General features: G+C 65.7%; 17 protein-coding genes. 10 read left to right on the top strand and 7 right to left on the bottom strand.

Features of this window, described 5'->3' with window-relative positions; all coding sequences use genetic code 11:
- Positions 1-12: 12 nt before the first annotated feature.
- From FJ958_RS08530 to copD, 7 genes are all read left to right on the top strand, one after another.
- Complete coding sequence (locus tag FJ958_RS08530) at positions 13-930, top strand: sugar phosphate isomerase/epimerase (protein WP_246679550.1); 918 nt, start codon at positions 13-15, stop codon at positions 928-930.
- A gap of 88 nt (positions 931-1,018) precedes the next feature.
- Positions 1,019-2,053 (top strand): ABC transporter substrate-binding protein, encoded by a 1,035-nt coding sequence (locus tag FJ958_RS08525; protein ID WP_140741506.1) that lies wholly within the window; start codon positions 1,019-1,021, stop codon positions 2,051-2,053.
- A gap of 243 nt (positions 2,054-2,296) precedes the next feature.
- Entirely contained in the window at positions 2,297-3,871 is a 1,575-nt protein-coding gene (locus FJ958_RS08520; protein ID WP_140741504.1) for a sugar ABC transporter ATP-binding protein, read from the top strand.
- Positions 3,868-4,839 (top strand): ABC transporter permease, encoded by a 972-nt coding sequence (locus tag FJ958_RS08515; protein ID WP_140741502.1) that lies wholly within the window; start codon positions 3,868-3,870, stop codon positions 4,837-4,839. The genes FJ958_RS08520 and FJ958_RS08515 overlap by 4 nt, the downstream gene beginning before the upstream one ends.
- A 220-nt stretch (positions 4,840-5,059) precedes the next feature.
- On the top strand, positions 5,060-6,043 hold the full coding sequence (locus tag FJ958_RS08510) for an ABC transporter permease (protein ID WP_140741500.1): 984 nt from the start codon (positions 5,060-5,062) through the stop codon (positions 6,041-6,043).
- Between the two features lie 183 nt (positions 6,044-6,226).
- Positions 6,227-6,592: a copper homeostasis periplasmic binding protein CopC gene (copC, locus tag FJ958_RS08505; RefSeq protein WP_140741498.1), complete on the top strand. Its 366-nt coding sequence runs from the start codon at positions 6,227-6,229 to the stop codon at positions 6,590-6,592.
- Between the two features lie 84 nt (positions 6,593-6,676).
- On the top strand, positions 6,677-7,567 hold the full coding sequence (gene copD / locus FJ958_RS08500; RefSeq protein ID WP_140741496.1) for a copper homeostasis membrane protein CopD: 891 nt from the start codon (positions 6,677-6,679) through the stop codon (positions 7,565-7,567).
- 86 nt (positions 7,568-7,653) lie between these two features.
- Here copD and FJ958_RS08495 read toward each other — a convergent pair whose 3' ends face one another.
- The 4 genes from FJ958_RS08495 to FJ958_RS08485 form a co-directional block, all read right to left on the bottom strand.
- Positions 7,654-8,964, bottom strand: a complete 1,311-nt coding sequence (locus tag FJ958_RS08495) for a divalent metal cation transporter (RefSeq protein ID WP_140741494.1) — start codon at positions 8,962-8,964, stop codon at positions 7,654-7,656.
- 287 nt (positions 8,965-9,251) lie between these two features.
- Positions 9,252-9,632 carry a cupin domain-containing protein gene (locus FJ958_RS08490; protein ID WP_140741492.1) on the bottom strand — a complete coding sequence of 127 codons (381 nt, stop codon included), beginning with the start codon at positions 9,630-9,632 and terminating at the stop codon, positions 9,252-9,254.
- 141 nt (positions 9,633-9,773) lie between these two features.
- On the bottom strand, positions 9,774-9,911 hold the full coding sequence (locus tag FJ958_RS31540) for a hypothetical protein (protein WP_181176330.1): 138 nt from the start codon (positions 9,909-9,911) through the stop codon (positions 9,774-9,776).
- A 7-nt stretch (positions 9,912-9,918) separates the two neighbouring features.
- Positions 9,919-11,421, bottom strand: coding sequence for an ATP-binding protein (locus FJ958_RS08485; protein WP_140741490.1), 1,503 nt, complete (start codon positions 11,419-11,421; stop codon positions 9,919-9,921).
- Between the two features lie 497 nt (positions 11,422-11,918).
- Here FJ958_RS08485 and FJ958_RS08480 point away from each other — a divergent pair, with 497 nt between their 5' ends.
- Complete coding sequence (locus tag FJ958_RS08480; protein WP_140611998.1) at positions 11,919-12,224, top strand: hypothetical protein; 306 nt, start codon at positions 11,919-11,921, stop codon at positions 12,222-12,224.
- 191 nt (positions 12,225-12,415) lie between these two features.
- Here the strand turns inward: FJ958_RS08480 and FJ958_RS08475 are convergent, their stop codons facing one another.
- From FJ958_RS08475 to FJ958_RS08465, 3 genes are all read right to left on the bottom strand, one after another.
- A complete protein-coding gene (locus tag FJ958_RS08475; protein ID WP_140741488.1) occupies positions 12,416-13,246 on the bottom strand; it encodes an aldo/keto reductase in 831 nt (276 codons plus the stop codon).
- A gap of 183 nt (positions 13,247-13,429) precedes the next feature.
- Positions 13,430-14,062 carry a PQQ-binding-like beta-propeller repeat protein gene (locus tag FJ958_RS08470; RefSeq protein ID WP_140612006.1) on the bottom strand — a complete coding sequence of 211 codons (633 nt, stop codon included), beginning with the start codon at positions 14,060-14,062 and terminating at the stop codon, positions 13,430-13,432.
- Positions 14,063-14,152: 90 nt separating this feature from the next.
- Positions 14,153-15,373: a helix-turn-helix domain-containing protein gene (locus FJ958_RS08465; RefSeq protein WP_140741486.1), complete on the bottom strand. Its 1,221-nt coding sequence runs from the start codon at positions 15,371-15,373 to the stop codon at positions 14,153-14,155.
- A 116-nt stretch (positions 15,374-15,489) separates the two neighbouring features.
- Here FJ958_RS08465 and FJ958_RS08460 point away from each other — a divergent pair, with 116 nt between their 5' ends.
- Both FJ958_RS08460 and FJ958_RS08455 read left to right on the top strand, forming a co-directional pair.
- Positions 15,490-15,675 (top strand): hypothetical protein, encoded by a 186-nt coding sequence (locus FJ958_RS08460; protein ID WP_140741484.1) that lies wholly within the window; start codon positions 15,490-15,492, stop codon positions 15,673-15,675.
- On the top strand, positions 15,672-16,424 hold the full coding sequence (locus FJ958_RS08455; RefSeq protein ID WP_140741482.1) for a thioredoxin family protein: 753 nt from the start codon (positions 15,672-15,674) through the stop codon (positions 16,422-16,424). The genes FJ958_RS08460 and FJ958_RS08455 overlap by 4 nt, the downstream gene beginning before the upstream one ends.
- The last annotated feature ends 80 nt before the right edge of the window (positions 16,425-16,504 follow it).

The following is a 16,504-nucleotide window of genomic DNA, read 5'->3' as shown; positions in this document are numbered from 1 at the left end:
GCCAGGGGAGGCATGATGAAACTTGGACTGCTCACCGCACCGTTCGCGGAGACGCCGCTTGGCGATGTCGCCGGCTGGGCCAGCTCGGTCGGCTTCGAGGCGCTGGAAATCGCCTGCTGGCCGAAATCCTCCGGCGCCAGCCGACGCTATGCCGGCACCAGCCATATCGACGCCGCCTCCACCTCGCCCGCACAAGCCAAGGAGATCGTCGCCTCGCTGGCGGAGAAGAACATTTCCGTTTCCGGCCTCGGCTACTATCCCAACCCGCTGCATCCCGATGCCGCGCACCGCGAGGCGGTTATTGCCCATCTGAAGAAGGTGATCGTGCTGGCCGCCAATATGGGCGCGCCGTTGGTCAACACCTTCTGCGGCGGCGATGCCGCCAAGCCCATCGACGTCAACTGGCAGGACGCTCTTAAGGTCTGGCCCGAGATCGTCGCCTTTGCGCGCGACCACGGCGTGAAGCTCGCCTTCGAGAACTGCCCGATGATCTTCAGTTATGACGAATGGCCGGGCGGGCACAACATCGCCTATTCGCCGCAGATCTGGCGCCGGATCCTGGAGACCTGGGGCGGCGATATCGGCATGAATTTCGACCCCTCCCATCTGGTCTGGCAGATGATCGATCAGGCCCGCTTCATCAGGGAATTCGGTCCCTACATGCTGCATGTCCACGCCAAGGACCTGATGATTGATCATGACGGTTTGTACGAGCGCGGAATCCTTTCGGCTGGCATAGGCTGGCAGGTGCCGCGCATGCCGGGGCTGGGCGATGTCGACTGGAGCGGTTTCTTCTCCGGGCTCTATCGTGCCGGTTATGACGGATCCATCATCATCGAACACGAGGACAGGCGATTTGAAGGCAGCGACGATCATGTGAAGCGTGGCTTCCTGCTTGCCCGCGACGTGCTGCGCCCCCTCGTCAAATGAATTGAAGCGCGCTGCGTGACTCAGTTTGTCAGCGGCACGCTTTAACGGGTTGAACTGAAACTGAAAAACAATGTGGAGGAGTACTGAAATGAAGAAAATCCTGACCATGGTCCCGCTGCTTGCGGGTGCTGCCTTGCTGGCCTCGATAGGCGTGTCGTCGGCCGCCGGCAAGTACACGATCGGCATCTCCAACACCGTGCAGGGCAATGGCTGGCGCGAGGAGATGGTGTGCGCCATGAAGGCGCAGGCGCTGGCTTCCGGCGAGGTCGCCAAGCTCAACATCGCCCATCGCAACACCGATGCCGCCGGGCAGCTGGAAGACATCCGCAACCTGATCAGCGCCAAGGTCGACGCCATCGTCGTCAACCCCGCCGATCCGGCCGGCATCAAGGCGGGGCTTGAGGAAGCCACCAAGGCCGGCATCGTCGTCGTCGCCGTCGACCAGGCGGTCACCGAGCCGTCGGCCTACATCATCTCCAACAACCAGGAGGAATACGCCTATCTCGGCGCCAAGTGGCTGTTCCAGCAGATGGGCGGCAAGGGCGAGGTGTTCTACATGCGCGGCGCCGCCGGCGCTTCGGCCGATAGCGACCGCGACAAAGGCTTCAAGAAGGCGCTGGCCGAATTCCCCAATGTGAAGGTCGCGCAGGAAGTCTTCACCGGCTGGCAGCAGGACCAGGCCAAGCAGCAGATGCTGTCGTTCCTGGCCACCGGCACGCCGTTCAACGGCGTGTGGACCTCAGGCATCGACAACGTCATCGTCGACGCCCTGGTCGAATCGCAGGCGCCGCTGGTGCCGATCGTCGGTGCCGACAATGCCGGCTTCGTCGGCCAGTTGAGCTCGGTCAAGGGCCTCGTCGGCGCGGCGGTGACCAACCCCGGCTCGATCGGCGGTGCCGGCGTCACACTGGCGCTGCAGATCCTCGACGGCAAGAAGCCGGCGGAGCACACCGTGCTGGTGCAGCCGCAGCTGTGGGAAAACGCCACGGAAGAAGGCAAGGCCAAGCTGAAGGCCGCCGCCGATCCCTCGCTCAGCCCGGAATGGCCGGTCTCGATCATGATCCCGGACTGGACGACCTACACCAAGGACCAGATCGTCGCCTGCAAGGGCCCGGGCGAGTAATTGGGCTGCTGACGGCCATCCGTCGGCGCCGCCCCTCACCTGCCTGCCGGCATCCTCTCCCCGTATAATGACGGGGAGAGGGACACTCGTCGTCGATTTCGCCACCCTTCAATGTTCGAAAAGGGCACCAGCATCGCGGCCAGCTTCTCTCTCCCCGTTTTACGGGGAGAGATGTCCGGCAGGACAGTGAGGGGCGGCGCCGACATTCGCACTGATTTGGTCCCACAACCGAGACCCGAACGATTGACCGCAAATCCTCTCCTCGACGCCTCCGGCGTCGCCAAGAATTACGGCGCGGTCGCCGCGCTGCGCAACGCGTCGCTCTCCGTCCTGCCGGGCGAGGTGCACGCGCTGATGGGCGCCAACGGCGCCGGCAAGTCGACGCTGGTGAAGATCCTGACCGGAGCGATCTCGGCCAATGCCGGGCGCATCCTGATCCGTGGCGAGGCCCGCGACATACGCTCGCCCGCCGCCGCGCGCCGCGCCGGCCTGCTGCCCGTCTACCAGGAGCCGTCGCTGATCCCCGACCTTGACGTGCTGTCCAATCTGCGGCTCACCGGCACGCCGGTCGAGCCATTCCGCGCCTGGGTGCGCGAACTCGGCATTCCTGACCTCGATCTCCGCGACACCGCGCGCGACATTCCGCTGGCCATTCTGCGCGTGCTGGACCTGGCCCGCGCGCTGGCCGTCGAGCCCGATGTGCTGCTGCTCGACGAGATGACGGCGGCGCTCCCCGCCAACCTCGCCGAAAAAGTGCTGGAGGTGGTGCGGCGCCAGGGCGACAGCGGCCGCGCCGTGATCTTCATTTCGCACCGCTTCGTCGAGATCGCGGCGCTGTGCGACCGCGCCACCGTGCTGCGCGACGGGGCAACCGTCGGCGTCGTCGACATTGAGCCGGGCGTCGAGGAAAAGATCGTCGAGCTGATGCTCGGCACCCGCATCGTCAAAACCCACGTCGCCGCCCGCACCGCCGCCCAGAAGGCAGCGCCCGCCTTTGCCCGCCCCCGGCTTGCCGTGCGCAATCTGCGCGTCGGCACCAAGCTCAACGACGTCTCCTTCGATCTCGCCGATGGCGAGGTCGCCGGCGTCGTGGCACTGGAAGGCCAGGGCCAGGACGAATTGTTCGCGGCCCTTGCCGGCTCGATCAAGCCGTCGGGCGGCACGATCGAGGTCGACGGCCAGCCGGCGAAGTTTTCTCACCCCATCGACGCCATCCGTGCCGGCATCGCCTATGTGCCGGGCGACCGCTCCGAGGCGCTCGCCATGCAGCGTTCGGTGCGCGAGAACATCGCCCTTCCCTTCAGTGCGGCTCTTCGCAACTGGGGGCCTATTCGTATGCGCAGGGAGCGCGCCACGGTACTCAGCGCCATCCAGCGGCTGCAGATCGACACCCGCGCGCAAGGCGAGGTGCAGCGCCTGTCCGGCGGCAACCAGCAGAAGGTGACGATCGCCCGCTGGATCGCCGCGGACGCCCGCACCATCCTGTGCTTCGACCCGACGCGCGGCATCGATGTCGGCACCAAGCAGGAGATTTACAAATTGCTGCGCGAGCTCGCCGGCCACGGCAAGTCGGTGCTGTTCTATACGTCCGAACTGGAAGAGGTGCAGCGCGTCTGCGACCGCGTCATCGTCATCTTCGGTGGCCGCCTCGTCGATATCTTCCCGGTCGAGGAAGCCGACGAACCGGCGCTGATGCGCGCCGCCTACGGCCTGCCGCGCGGCGCCAAGGCCGATATCGGCATTCTCGCCGATCCCTCGGCGAATCCGTCGGATTCGACGTCGGCCAATGCCTCCGATGCGCCGGAGGCCGCGCCATGAACCATTTCCTGCGGCGTCAGGGCTGGGTATCGGGCCTGTTCGCCCTGCTCATCGTTCTGTTCATCGTCACCAAGCTGATCCAGCCCGGCTACGGCAGCGGCGATTTCGGCTCGCTCGCCCGCGCCGTCTTGCCCTATGCTTTCGCCGTCGCCGCGCAGACCGTGGTCGTCATCGCCGGCGGTATCGATCTGTCGGTCGCCGCCATGATGGCACTGACCAGCGTCACCGCCGCCTCGATGATGGCGGGCGCGTCGGAAGAATACGCGCTGTTCGTCGTGCCCTTCGTGCTCGCCATGGGCTTCGTGCTCGGCGCGCTCAACGGCCTGCTCATCGTCGTCACCCGCGTGCCCGACATCGTCGTCACCCTCGCGATGCTTTTCGTGCTGCAGGGTGCCGCCCTTCTGGTGCTCGAAGCGCCCGGCGGCGCGGCCGCCGAGTGGCTGAAGGCGCTGATCTCGGGCACGGTGCCGATACCCGGCCTGCCCGACGCCGTCGACGCCTGGGTCCCGAAGGCACTGCTGGTGCTGATCGTCTGCCTCGCGATCATCTGGATACCGCTCAGGCGCTCACGCCTTGGCCTCTCCATCTACGCCATCGGTTCCAGCGAACTGGCGGCGTTCCGCAGCGGCGTTCCGGTCAAGCGCACCCGCATCATCGCCTATGCGCTGTCGGGCCTGTTCGCCGCCTTCGGCGGGCTGGCTCTGACCATGAGCACCGGCATCGGCGCGCCCATTCCCGGTCCCTATCTCCTGGCCAGCGTCGCCGCCGTGGTGCTGGGCGGCGTGGCGCTCGGCGGCGGCAAGGGCGGCCTGCTCGGCCCCATCGTCGCCGTCTTCGTGCTGCGCCTGGTGCGCACCGACCTGACGCTGCTCGCCATCGACCCCAACGTCACCGCCATCATCGAAGGGCTGATCATGGTCGCCGTGGTGATGTTCGGCGCGTTCATCACGATGCGGGGGCGGCAATGATGGGAAGGCATCGGCGCGCCTTTCTTCCTTCCCCCCTTGTGGGGGAAGGTGGCCTCGCGAAGCGAGGTCGGATGAGGGGTGCTCCAGAAGGCACCGACGCCTCATTCCTTCCAGCACCCCTCATCCGTCTCGGCCCTACGCGCCGATCCACCTTCTCCCACAAGGGGAGAAGGGGTAGACGCGTCGCTTGCGCCACCCTATCGCGAACAGGAGCCGCCTCATGAGCACCACCGCGATCACCCAGCCCGTTCCCTTCGGCCGCCGGATAAAGCGCTTCATGGCCGACCGGCCGCTGGTCCCGCTGATCCTCCTGCTCGTCATCCTGGTGGTGATCCTGCAGATCCTGCGCCCCGGCATCGTAAACGAGCGCTGGATCGCCAACACCATCAAATTCGCCATTCCGCTGGCCATCCTGGCCGGCTGCCAGACCATGACCATGCTGACCGGCGGCATCGACCTGTCGGTGGGCACGGTGGCGACGATGAGCGCCTTCATCATGGCGACGCAGATCGTCAATCAGGACCCGGCTATCGCCTTCCTGCTGGCGATGATGCCGGCGGTGCTGATCGGGCTCGTCAACGGCGTCGGCGTCGGCGTCTTCCGCGTCCACCCGCTGATCATGACGCTGGGCACCAGCCTGATCGGCACCGGCTGCCTGCAGGTCTACCAGCGCACGGTGATCGCGTCGGGCGCCAAGATACCCGATTTCCTCAACTGGCTGGGCACCGGCGTCACCTGGGGTTTCCCCAACGCCCTGCTGCTGTTCGTGCCGCTGGCGGCCCTCATCGTCTTCACGCTGGCCCGCACCGGCTTCGGCCGCCTGCTCTACGCCGTGGGCGACAATGAGCGCGCCACGCGCCTCTCCGGCGTGCAATACTGGCAGGTGATCACCGCGCTCTACATCACCTCGAGCGTGCTCGCCGGCATCACCGGCCTGCTCTATATCGGCCTGATCAAGGCCCCGTCCCTGTCACTCGCCGAACCCCTGGTGCTGCCTTCGGTGGCGGCGGCCGTGATCGGCGGCACCTCCATCTTCGGCGGCCGCGGCGGCTACACCGGCACCATCATAGGCGCACTCATCCTGACCGTGCTGACGACGCTGCTGACGATCTTGCAGATGCCGGAGGGTGCGAGACGGATCCTGTTCGGGCTGATCGTGCTGTTCGTGACGGCGGCGTATCTGCGGATTGTGGAGGAGCGATAGAGGATGAACGGCTGATCTGGGCGGAAGCGGACACTTGCCCGCCCGATGGCTGCAATTCGCGAGGGGCGGTGCAGGCCCGGATCACGCGTTTGTTTGACGCCTTGGCCTTAAATGCCTTGCTCTTGGGCAGCGCGCTTGGAAATGTCGCGTTATCCCGTTCTTAGGACACCAAGGAACAGATCCATGCGCAACATCTTGCTCGCAGTTGCTTTCATCGCCGCCTCCGCCACGCTTTCGAGCACCGCCTATGCCCATGCCCATCTGGAAGCTGCCCAGCCGCCGATCAACGGCACGGTGAAAGACGCCCCCACGGAACTCGACCTCAAATTCAGCGAGGAGCTCAACCTGAAGTTCACCGGCGTCAACGTCATCGGACCGGACAAGAAGCAAGTCAAGACCGATGGCGACATGCTGATGGACGGCGACAAGACGTTCATGGTCAATCTTCCCGCCGGGCTCGCCGCCGGCACCTACAAGGTCGAGTGGCATGCGCTGTCGCAGGACGGCCACAAGACGCATGGCGACTATAAGTTCACCGTGAAGCCGTGATCGATCAGAGGGGCCCACGATCATGCCCCCTCTTTTCGCTTTCGTGATGACGGACCGCCCAATGTTGCCTCCCCCGGCCGCCCGATGATGCCGGACACTTTCCTTATGGCCTGCCGCTTCGTTCACGATGCGGCGCTGATGATGCTCTGGGGCGGCTTCGGCTATCTGGCGGCGCTTGTGCCTCGGCGCCTGGCCGGGCCGATCGCGGACCGGCTGGCTGGTTCCCGCCTCGTTGCGGTCGGGCTTGCGCTGGCCACCACGCTTCTCGCCCTGCCGATCCAGACCGCCATGATCGGCGACGGCTGGACCGATGCGGTGAACGGGCGGGTACTGACCGATGTGCTGATGACGACCAGCGTCGGGACGGCATGGCTGGCGCAACTCGCGGCTGTCGTCATCCTTGTCTTTTCGCAATTGTCTCCTGCCCGCTTCAAGACGGCAGCGACCGCCGGCGCGGCAGCGCTCGGTCTGGCCGCGCTCGCCTTCAGCGGACATGCGGTCATGCAGGGCGGCTGGCAAGGCGTTGTTCATCCGCTCAACGACGTCCTGCACGTGCTTGCCGCCGGCGCATGGATAGGCGCGTTGCCGCCGCTACTCATTGTGCTCGCGCAATTCGGCCAGCCGCCCTTCAAGGCCGAGGCGACGGTGGCACTGCGCCGCTTCTCGACCGCCGGCCACTGGGCTGTTGCGCTGGCGATCCTGTCCGGTATCGGCAATAGCCTGTTCATCGTCGGCTGGCCACTCGGCATCTCCCCTACCTACCGGGCGCTGCTGACGGCAAAGATCGTCGTCGTCTTCCTTATGACGGCGGCAGCTATCCTCAACCGCTATTGGTTCGTGCCGCGCCTCGGCCGACACCGCGCCTCCGCCCTCGCCGCAATCCGGACAGGCACGCTGGCCGAGATAGGCCTCGGCCTTGCCGCGATCTTGCTCGTCTCGATCTTCGGCTTGCTCGATCCGATTGGCGGGAACTGATCGAGTCGCCTCACCATGGCGCGGTGTCCATCTCGTGCCAGAGCCGACTGTGCGACATCACCGTCGAAAAACTGAGAAGCGCTAGCTCAGAGCACCCATTGCACGACCAAGCCCAGGACACAGAGCGACATGACCAGCGTGGATAACCATCCAAGCGCGCGTAGCCAGCCTTGCACGGGGAATTCTCCCATAATCTCCCGGCGATGGGTCATCTGCATCATGACCGCCATCACCGGCACCGCACAGACGCCATTGATCACGGCACTCCAGTAAAGCGCCTTGATGGGGTCGATCGGTGTAAACATGATCCCCATCCCCAAGGCCCCGGCGCTCGCCAGGGTGGCGTAAAAGGCGACAGCTTCCTTGGGCCGGCGCTCAAGACCGACTGGCCAGCGAAAAGCTTCGCCCACCGCGTAGGCGGCCGAGCCTGCGAGGACAGGCACGGCGAGCAGCCCGGTGCCAATGATTCCAGCGGCAAAGATTATGAACGCGAAACGGCCGGCCACCGGCTCCAAGGCCTTTGCGGCGTCTGTCGAAGAACCGATATCCGTCACCCCGGCCTTATGCAGGGTTGCGGCACTGGTGATGACGATTGCGATCGCGATCAGATTCGAGAAGGCCATTCCCATCAGCGTGTCGGCGCGGATGCGTGAAAACGCCGGCGAGGCCTGCCAGGGCGCCCAACGGAGTGGCTTGGCCTTGGGATCGAGTTGCTGTTCCTCGACTTCTTCCGAGGCTTGCCAGAAGAACAGATAAGGCGAAATGGTCGTGCCCAGGATTGCAAGCAGCGTCGTGAAAAAGGTCTCGTTCCAGCTTATGCGGGGAATCAGAATGCCGCTTACCGCGTCACCCCATGATACATGCGCGAGGAAAAGGGCACCGACATAAGCAAACAGGCTGAGTGTCGTCCATTTGAGGACGGTGACGTATCTCGAATAGTTCAGGAACACGATCGCCGAGATGCAAATCGCACCGAAAAGGACGACATAAAGCGAGCTCGGGCCACCAACCAGGAGCTTTAGAGCGTCGCCCATGGCGCTGAGATCAGCCCCGATGTTGACGACGTTGGCGACAAACACCAGCGTAACGATAAACCACGATAGCGAAACCGGGTAGTGCCGGCAGAGATTGCCGGATATGCCCCGCCCTGTGGTTCGGCCTAACCGCGCCGCTATCTCCTGGATCGCCGCCATGAGAGGAAAAGTGAAGAGAAGCGTCCAGCTGATAGAGAACCCGAGTTGCGCTCCGGCCTGGCTGTAGGTGCCGATGCCTGATGGATCGTCGTCGGAGGCGCCGGTGATGAAACCCGGGCCGATGGTCCGGAGGAGACGCTGAAATGGTCCTTTTGCCGAGACGTTGTTCTGGTCTTCGGCGACTTTGGCGCTGAGATCGGTCACGACTGCCCTCGCGCCTCTCAACGAAGGCCGACCGCATTGGTTTCATAATGCTAATAAAAAGCGTGGCTTACCAAGGCGCGAACCATTGCCCTCGGCACTGAAACTGCGCTCGTGCCGGTGTATCCAGGCCTTGGGACCCCTTCCCAAGCCCTGGCGTTGGCCGACCAAGTTCCCGTGCCGGCCGAATTGGTCTGGCCGGCGCTTCGTCGCTTCGGCCATTACAGCGCTTCCAGTGCGGCTCTGTGAACGCGCCGACATATCAAGGCAGGCTGATCCGCGGATCGGGCCTAGGCCGGTTTGGCGTACTGTTCGGCGCTCAGCACTTCGATGCACTGGAACGGTGCCTTGCCTTCCACCCAGGCGTCGTGGCCGGGCGGGATCGTGTAGGACATGCCTTCACTGAAGGTCTTTTGCGTCCCGTCCTTCATTTTGATTGTGATTGTCCCGGACACGACATAGCCTACATGTGAGACTTGGCAGCTGTCGGTCTTGACCACCGGCTTCACGCATTCGGACCATCGCCAGCCCGGCTCCATGTTCATCCGCGCGAGCGTGTAGCCTGGCAGCCGCACCACTTCGACGCGCGTCTTGGCGGGCGAGCGCACCTCGTCCGGTTTGTCATGCGATTTGGCTTCCAGTTTCGTGACGTTCATTGCAGCTTCGGCCATGGCATCCTCCCATCTTTTTGAAGCGGAGCCCGACACCGCGATCGCCGGGGACCGCTGTCGCATCCATACACCATTTCATCAGCATTCGCTAATGTAACAGGCCTAGTCCGGCCTCGGATACAACTGGCGGCCGCGCCACCCTCACCAGAAGCCGATGAGTGACCTCAGGACCACCGCCGTGCCAGCGCCGTTCCGCCAGCTCTTGCGGAAGCCGGCTCGCGCATGGGCAACATTGCCGTCGGGCAGCCTGTGCGATCCGCCGGATGCTGAACGCGTCATAGTCGCCTCACAGCGCCAGGCTCCCCTGCTCCGCCTCCTCGGCATTGGGATCGCCGGGTGCGGTAGCCCAGGCGAGTTCAACCAGCGTCACGGTGCGTTTTCCCGTACCATCGACCTGGCACACGATCAGGCCCTGCTCCTCGATATAGGTCAGGAGACGCCGGGCGCGGCGCAGCGAGTGCGAGCCATAGGCGCGGGCGATCGCGGCGTCGCTTGGACACGGCCAGCCCTCTTTCGCCGCACGCGCGATCATCATGAACACGCCCTGCATGTCGTCGGGCAGCAGGGAGGCGCGGACCGAGACGTCGCGCCACGCATCGTCCTCGGTGGTTTCGGACCCCAGCCCGGCACGCGCGCGCGTCAGCATGCGGCGGAACGCGGGCAGATCAGGCACCACCGAGGCGAGGCCCTCGATGCGGCAGCGCACGACGAATTCCTGGTAGAGCACGCCGATGACGCGGAACCCGGCATCGGGCTCCGCCAGCACGGCGCGCAGCACACGGTCGACCCGCTCGCGCCGTTCGGCCAGATCCTCGGCGCTGATCGGCGGTTCCACCGGCTCGGGCCGGATTTCCAGCGCCGCCGATTTCGCCGCCATCAGTTGGTCGAGCAGATCGGGCGACGCCGTCCGGCGCGGCGCGCGCGCCGTCTCGGGCGGCGGCGCCGCCAGGATGATCGCGCGCGCGTCCTCGAGCGCTGCCCCCGGCAGCGGCATCAGCCGCGGCGTGCCGTTGCGCGGGCTTGTATCGGTCGGGCCGATGCGCAGGCCGAGCGGCCGCCGCGACAGCGCCGGCCCCAGCGCCATGAACTGCCCGCGCTCCAGGTCGCGAAACGCTTCCGCCTGGCGCCGCTCCATGCCCAGGAGATCGGCCGCGCGCGCCATGTCGATGTCGAGGAAGGTGCGGCCCATGAGGAAGTTGGACGCCTCGGCCGCGACGTTTTTGGCGAGCTTGGCCAGCCGCTGTGTGGCGATGATGCCGGCCAGCCCGCGCTTGCGGCCACGGCACATCAGATTGGTCATGGCGCCGAGCGAAAGCTTGCGCGCCTCGTCGGAAACCTCGCCGGCCACCGCCGGCGCGAACAGCTGCGCCTCGTCCACCACCACCAGCATCGGATACCAGTGATCGCGCGCGACCTCGAACAGCCCGCCGAGGAAAGCGGCCGCGCGCCGCATCTGGTTCTCGGCATCGAGCCCTTCGAGATTGAGTACCGTGGAGACACGATGGATGCGCGCCCGCTCGCCGGCCGCCTGCAGGCCACGCTCGGTATGCTCCTCGGCATCGATCACCAGATGGCCATAACGCTCGCCCAGCGACACGAAGTCGCCTTCGGGATCGACGATGGTCTGCTGGACCCAGGGCGCGCTCTGCTCCAGCAGCCGGCGCAAGAGATGCGACTTGCCGGAGCCCGAATTGCCCTGCACCAGAAGACGGGTCGCCAGCAGCTCCTCGAGATCAAGGTTCGCCGGTGCGCCCGCCGTGGTGTGGCCCATCTCGATCGCAACGGTCATGTCTCGACTCAGGCTCTCCCTTCGCAGACGGGCTTATCAACCCCATCGCGGCGCGTCGAGCCGCACCGGGCAGAGGCTTCGCGTTGCGCACAGCCGCGAGGAGCGGTGAATTGCCTCGGTAGGGACCAGCGGGCAAGGCGCAACTGGTGCAGCCGACCGATCGCCGTCGAGCCTGTGGATAGTAACCACCTGTTCACCATGGGCCGGCGTTCAGGTTGAAGCCGTTCGGCATCCGCGTAGCCTGACCCTGCATCGCGACCCCAATGTGATGCACCCCAACGCCCCAAATGGCGACCGGCGTTTTCAAGTTCTCTCCACAAGTATACGCCGGTCGCCACCCTCATCGCCCATCATTGCCGCCGCACGAAACCGGTTGTCTGGCGCAAAGCCGGGGTTGACCGGCCCGGAGCGCGAGGCGACACTTCATGCGAAGAGCAGTTCCGGGAATGCCCACTGCCAGCCCGGACTGCGCAAGGCGAGTGCGAGGAGGAAACGCGATGGACGAGCCCGAACGGTGGCGCCACATGTCGACGGCGCCGAAGGACGGCAGCCGGATCCTGGTCACGGTCCGCCCCTCCGAACAGGGACCGGCGGAAGTCGACCTCGCCTACTGGTCGCGCGCCGACCAGTTTGCCGAAGAGGGCTGGCGCGCCTCTGATTCTTCTCCAGGCCGCGTTATCGAATATGCCGAGCCGGAGCTGAAATGCTGGATGCCCCTACCCTCGGCCAACCTCGCCCGCGCCTCCATGCCTGCCCCTTGGGAGGGCGACGACGCCGGGCAGTTGGACGGCTCGGGGATTTAGGGGCCATCGGTGAAGCTGCTGATCTCCCCCCTCGAGGGGGAGATGGCCGGCAGGCCAGAGGGGGTTGCCGCGCGTGAGGCGCCAGCCTCTTTTTTGCAGCAAAGAGGGTGTCGCGTCAGGTCGGACCGACCCCCTCTGTCGCCTTCGGCGACATCTCCCCCTCAAGGGGGGAGATTTGCAGCTTCATCCTCTCAGAACAGAAATGCAGCCGTCGCCGGGTTCGGCCCCGTCCGGCCGTCAGCGGCATCCATCCCCGCGATCGCCTTCAAATCCTGGGCGTCCAGTTCGAAATCGAAGACGTCGAAATTGGCTGATATGCGGTCCTGGTGGATCGATTTCGGGATGACGATCAACCCTTGCTGGAGATGCCAGCGGATGATCGTCTGGGCGGCGGACTTGCCGTGCTTCCTGGCAATGCCCGCAATGGTCGGGTCGCTGAGCAGCCGGCCGCTGCCGAGCGGGCTCCAGCTTTCGGTATGGATGCTATGCCCAGCATGGAAATCCCTGAGTTCGCGCTGCTGCAAGCGCGGATGCAATTCGATCTGGTTGACGACGGGCGTCACGCCGGTTTCGCCGATGATGCGCTCCAGATGGTCCCTGTTGAAATTCGAAACACCGATCGACTTGATGCGACCGGCCTGCTTCAGCTCGATGAGGGTCTTCCAGGCCTCGACATATTTGTCCTGGCTGGGCACAGGCCAGTGGATCAGGAACAGGTCGATCTGCTGGATGCCGAGCTTCTTCATCGTATCGTCGAAAGCGCGTAACGCCGCATCGCGCTGGTGGGCACCGTTGCGCAGCTTCGAGGTGATGAACAGCTCGCTTCTCGGCACGGCGGCACCACGGATCGCCTCGCCGACGCCCTCCTCGTTCTGATAACTCTGCGCGGTGTCGATCAGCCGGTAGCCGGCCTTGATTGCCCAGCCCACGACCTGCGCGGTGATGTCATGATCGACCTGCCACACGCCAAGGCCAAGTTGAGGAATGGTCGCGCCGTCGTTCAACGTGATCTGTTCGGGCATGGTGGGATCCTTTGCGAAGAGATGTCCGGGCGGGCGGTGCACGCCTATCTAGGTTGGATAGGGGCCACGGCCAGTCGCCGGCGGACAAATTCGCGAGAGATGTAAGCATGCCAACTTCTGGACAGAGGGGGCGTGAAGGAACGCGGCGCTGGTTCGTGGTCCGCCTTTCCCGCCTCTGCACCCTCACCTCGGCCGGCGCACCGCGCGCACCACGCCGGCGGGGCCGCTGCCGCAGAAGAAGCAGTCGCCGCCATCGGATTCCAGCCCCGACACGTTCTTGCCGGCCGGCATGTCGAGCCTTTCGAGCACCTTTCCGGTCTCCGGATCGATGCGCCTGATATCGCTCTGGTCGCCTTCCCAGGTGGCGTGCCACAGTTCGCCGTCCACCCAGGTCACCCCGGTGACGAAGCGGTTGGACTCGATCGTGCGCAGGATTTTTCCGCTCTCGGGATCGATCTGGTGGATCTTGCGCTCCCGGTACTGCCCGACCCAGAGCGTGCCCTCGGCCCAGGTCAGCCCGGAGTCGCGGCCGCCGCCGGGCGCCGGAATGGTGGAGAGCACCCCGCCAGTATCGGGATCGATCTTCTGGATGCGGTCGCCGGCGAGCTGGAAGAAATGCCGGCCGTCATAGGCGGTGCCTGCATGGGCGGCGACGTCGATCGAACGCAGCGTCTGCCCGCTTTCCGGATCGAACGCGTTCAGCCTGTCGCCTGAGGCGAACCAGACATTCTTGCCGTCGAAGCTCACGCCCGCGACCTGGTCCACCCCTGAAAAAGGCCCGTATTCGCGCAGGATTTCGGCCGCTGAATGTTTCATGTCTTGATCCTCACAATGATGTCATCCTGCCTGTTCGTTTGCCTGGAGCATGATCCGTTCCGAAAAGAGGCTCCACTTCGGGATCATGTCCTAGCCGTTCGGCAGCGGCGCCGGGAGTAACAAGGTGGTCGTGAATCCCGCCACCGGCGGCGTCATCCAGCGGCGCGCCCGGCCATGGCCGAAGGACTGCACCTTGCCGGCCTCGGCGAGCGGCTCGAGCGCCCGCTGCACGCTGCGCTGGCCGGTTCCGAGCGCCAGCGCCAGGGCCGAGCTCGACCAGGCCTCGCCATCGGCAAGCAGGGCAAGCACGGCCGCGTGCCGTTCCTCGATCGGCCGCGCCAGCACCATCACGGCGCGCGCCTGAAGCGGCGCCAGCGTGAAGCCGCGCCTGGTGGCGCTGATATCCGCCAGCACGCCAAGCTCGGCGCGCAGCCGGCCGATCTCGACGCGTAGGCGGGCGCGGTGCGATTCATCGGCATGCTTGCCGCCGAAGGCCCGCGCCACGAGCTCCTCGCGCGACACATCCCCAGGCCATACTTCAGCGAGCGCACGCGCCAGCGCGAACAGCACCGGCCGGCTCGCCAGCGAAACCGTGGTCTCGCCGCTGCGCACCGCATAGCGGAAGGCATCGACGATCAGCGCTGGCGATCCTTGCAATGCCTCGACCTCTTCGAGGAGCACCGGCCGCTCCGCGCCCTGCGTGATCAGCCGTGCCGCGGGTGCCTCCAGCGCCTGGAATGCGCTGTCGACCTCCGCCATGAGGCCGGCAATGCCGGCCTGGCGGGCGGCGTTACGGGCCCATTCCAGCGCCGCGCGCGCCGGCCGGGTCCTGAGGCGCCGCATGGCGATGCCGGCGACCGCGAGCTCATGCGCGGCCCGCGGCGCCGGCGGAAGCGGCGTCGGGTCGAGCCCTGCCAGCACATGCTCGGCCTCGTCGAGACGGCCGATCAGCAGCAGGCGCCGCACCTTGAGGTGCCCGGCGTGCGCCGCGTTCAGACGGTCGCCATGCTTTTCCAGCGTCGCGCGCGCCGCGTCGAGCGCCTTCGCCGGCCAGCCGAGGTCGCGCGAGACCAGCGCGATCTCGGCTTCGGCGACAACGCATCTGGCGCGCGCGACGGCCTCTTTCGGGCCGAAGGCGCGTGTGGCCCGCCGCAACAATAGCTTGGCGCGCTCGAAGTCGCCGAGCTGCGCCATGGCGATGCCGCGCAGCGCCAGTGCCGGCGCGTCCTCGCGCAAGGCGACCCGGTCAAGCGCGCCGAGCGGATCGCCTCCGGCCAGTGCCAGCGCCGCCGCCGTGATCAGCGAGTCCATTCAAATCCCGTCACACTTGTAACTCCCACCCCGAAAAGCTCCGCCCTAACTTAAGTCACCGCAGCCAAGCAGCAAGCCGCATCGGCAGCGAGCGGCGCAACAACGGAGAACACCGAATGTCCACCGACGCAACCAACGGCAGCACCGGGCGTGCCCAGCGCCACCCCTGCTGTGCCGGCCCCGAGGATGCGGATGCCATTGCATTTGCACCGCCCGCCCCGCCCGGCTCCACCATGGCTCAGGATGCCCAGGCAACGACAGCCCGCAACGACACCATGACTGACAAAGGAGAAGACCAATGACCAAGCACATGACGATGAAGACCCCGCCGATCGTCTCACGGCAGGAATGGGACGCCGCGCGCGAAAAGATGCTGGTGAAGGAGAAGGCGACATTGCGCGCCAAGGACGCGCTCGCCGCCGAACGCCGGCGCATGCCGTGGATGGAGGTGGACAAGGCCTATGTGTTCGAAGGCCCCAATGGCAAGGCAAGCCTGCTCGACCTGTTCGAAGGCCGCCGCCAGCTGATCGTCTACCGCGCCTTCTTCGAACCGGGCGTCTATGGCTGGCCCGATCACGCCTGTCGCGGTTGCTCGCTGGGCGCCGACCAGGTCGGCCACCTCGCCCATCTCAACGCCCGCGATACCACGCTTGCCTACGCTTCGCGCGCGCCGCAGCCCGACATCGCACGGCTGAAGACGCGGATGGGCTGGGACATGCCCTGGTACACAATCACCGACAGCTTCGACAAGGATTTCGGCGTCGACGAATGGCACGGCCACAACGTGTTCATCCATGACGGCGAGCGCATCTTCCGCACCTACTTCATCAACAACCGCGGCGACGAGGCGATGGGCACGGTCTGGAGCTATCTCGACGCCACGCCGCTCGGCCGCCAGGAGGTCTGGGAGGACTCGCCCGAAGGCTACCCCCAGACCCCGCTCTACAGCTGGTGGAACTGGCACGACAATTACGAAGCCGGAGCCGACAAGAAATGGGCCGAAGTGGCCGCCGCCGGCGAAGCCGCTTTCCGCGACAAGGGCGACAAGTAGGGACAATCCAGCTTGGGCTCCTCGCCCCCCACGGAGTGCAGGGCTATCGCATATGGGCCAAGGCTTTCGCCCTACGAGTA

The sequence above is a fragment of the Mesorhizobium sp. B2-3-5 genome (assembly GCF_006442395.1).
Lineage (GTDB): Bacteria > Pseudomonadota > Alphaproteobacteria > Rhizobiales > Rhizobiaceae > Mesorhizobium.
The sequence above is the reverse complement of the archived record's forward strand: the minus strand, read 5'-3'. Positions and strand labels throughout refer to the sequence as shown.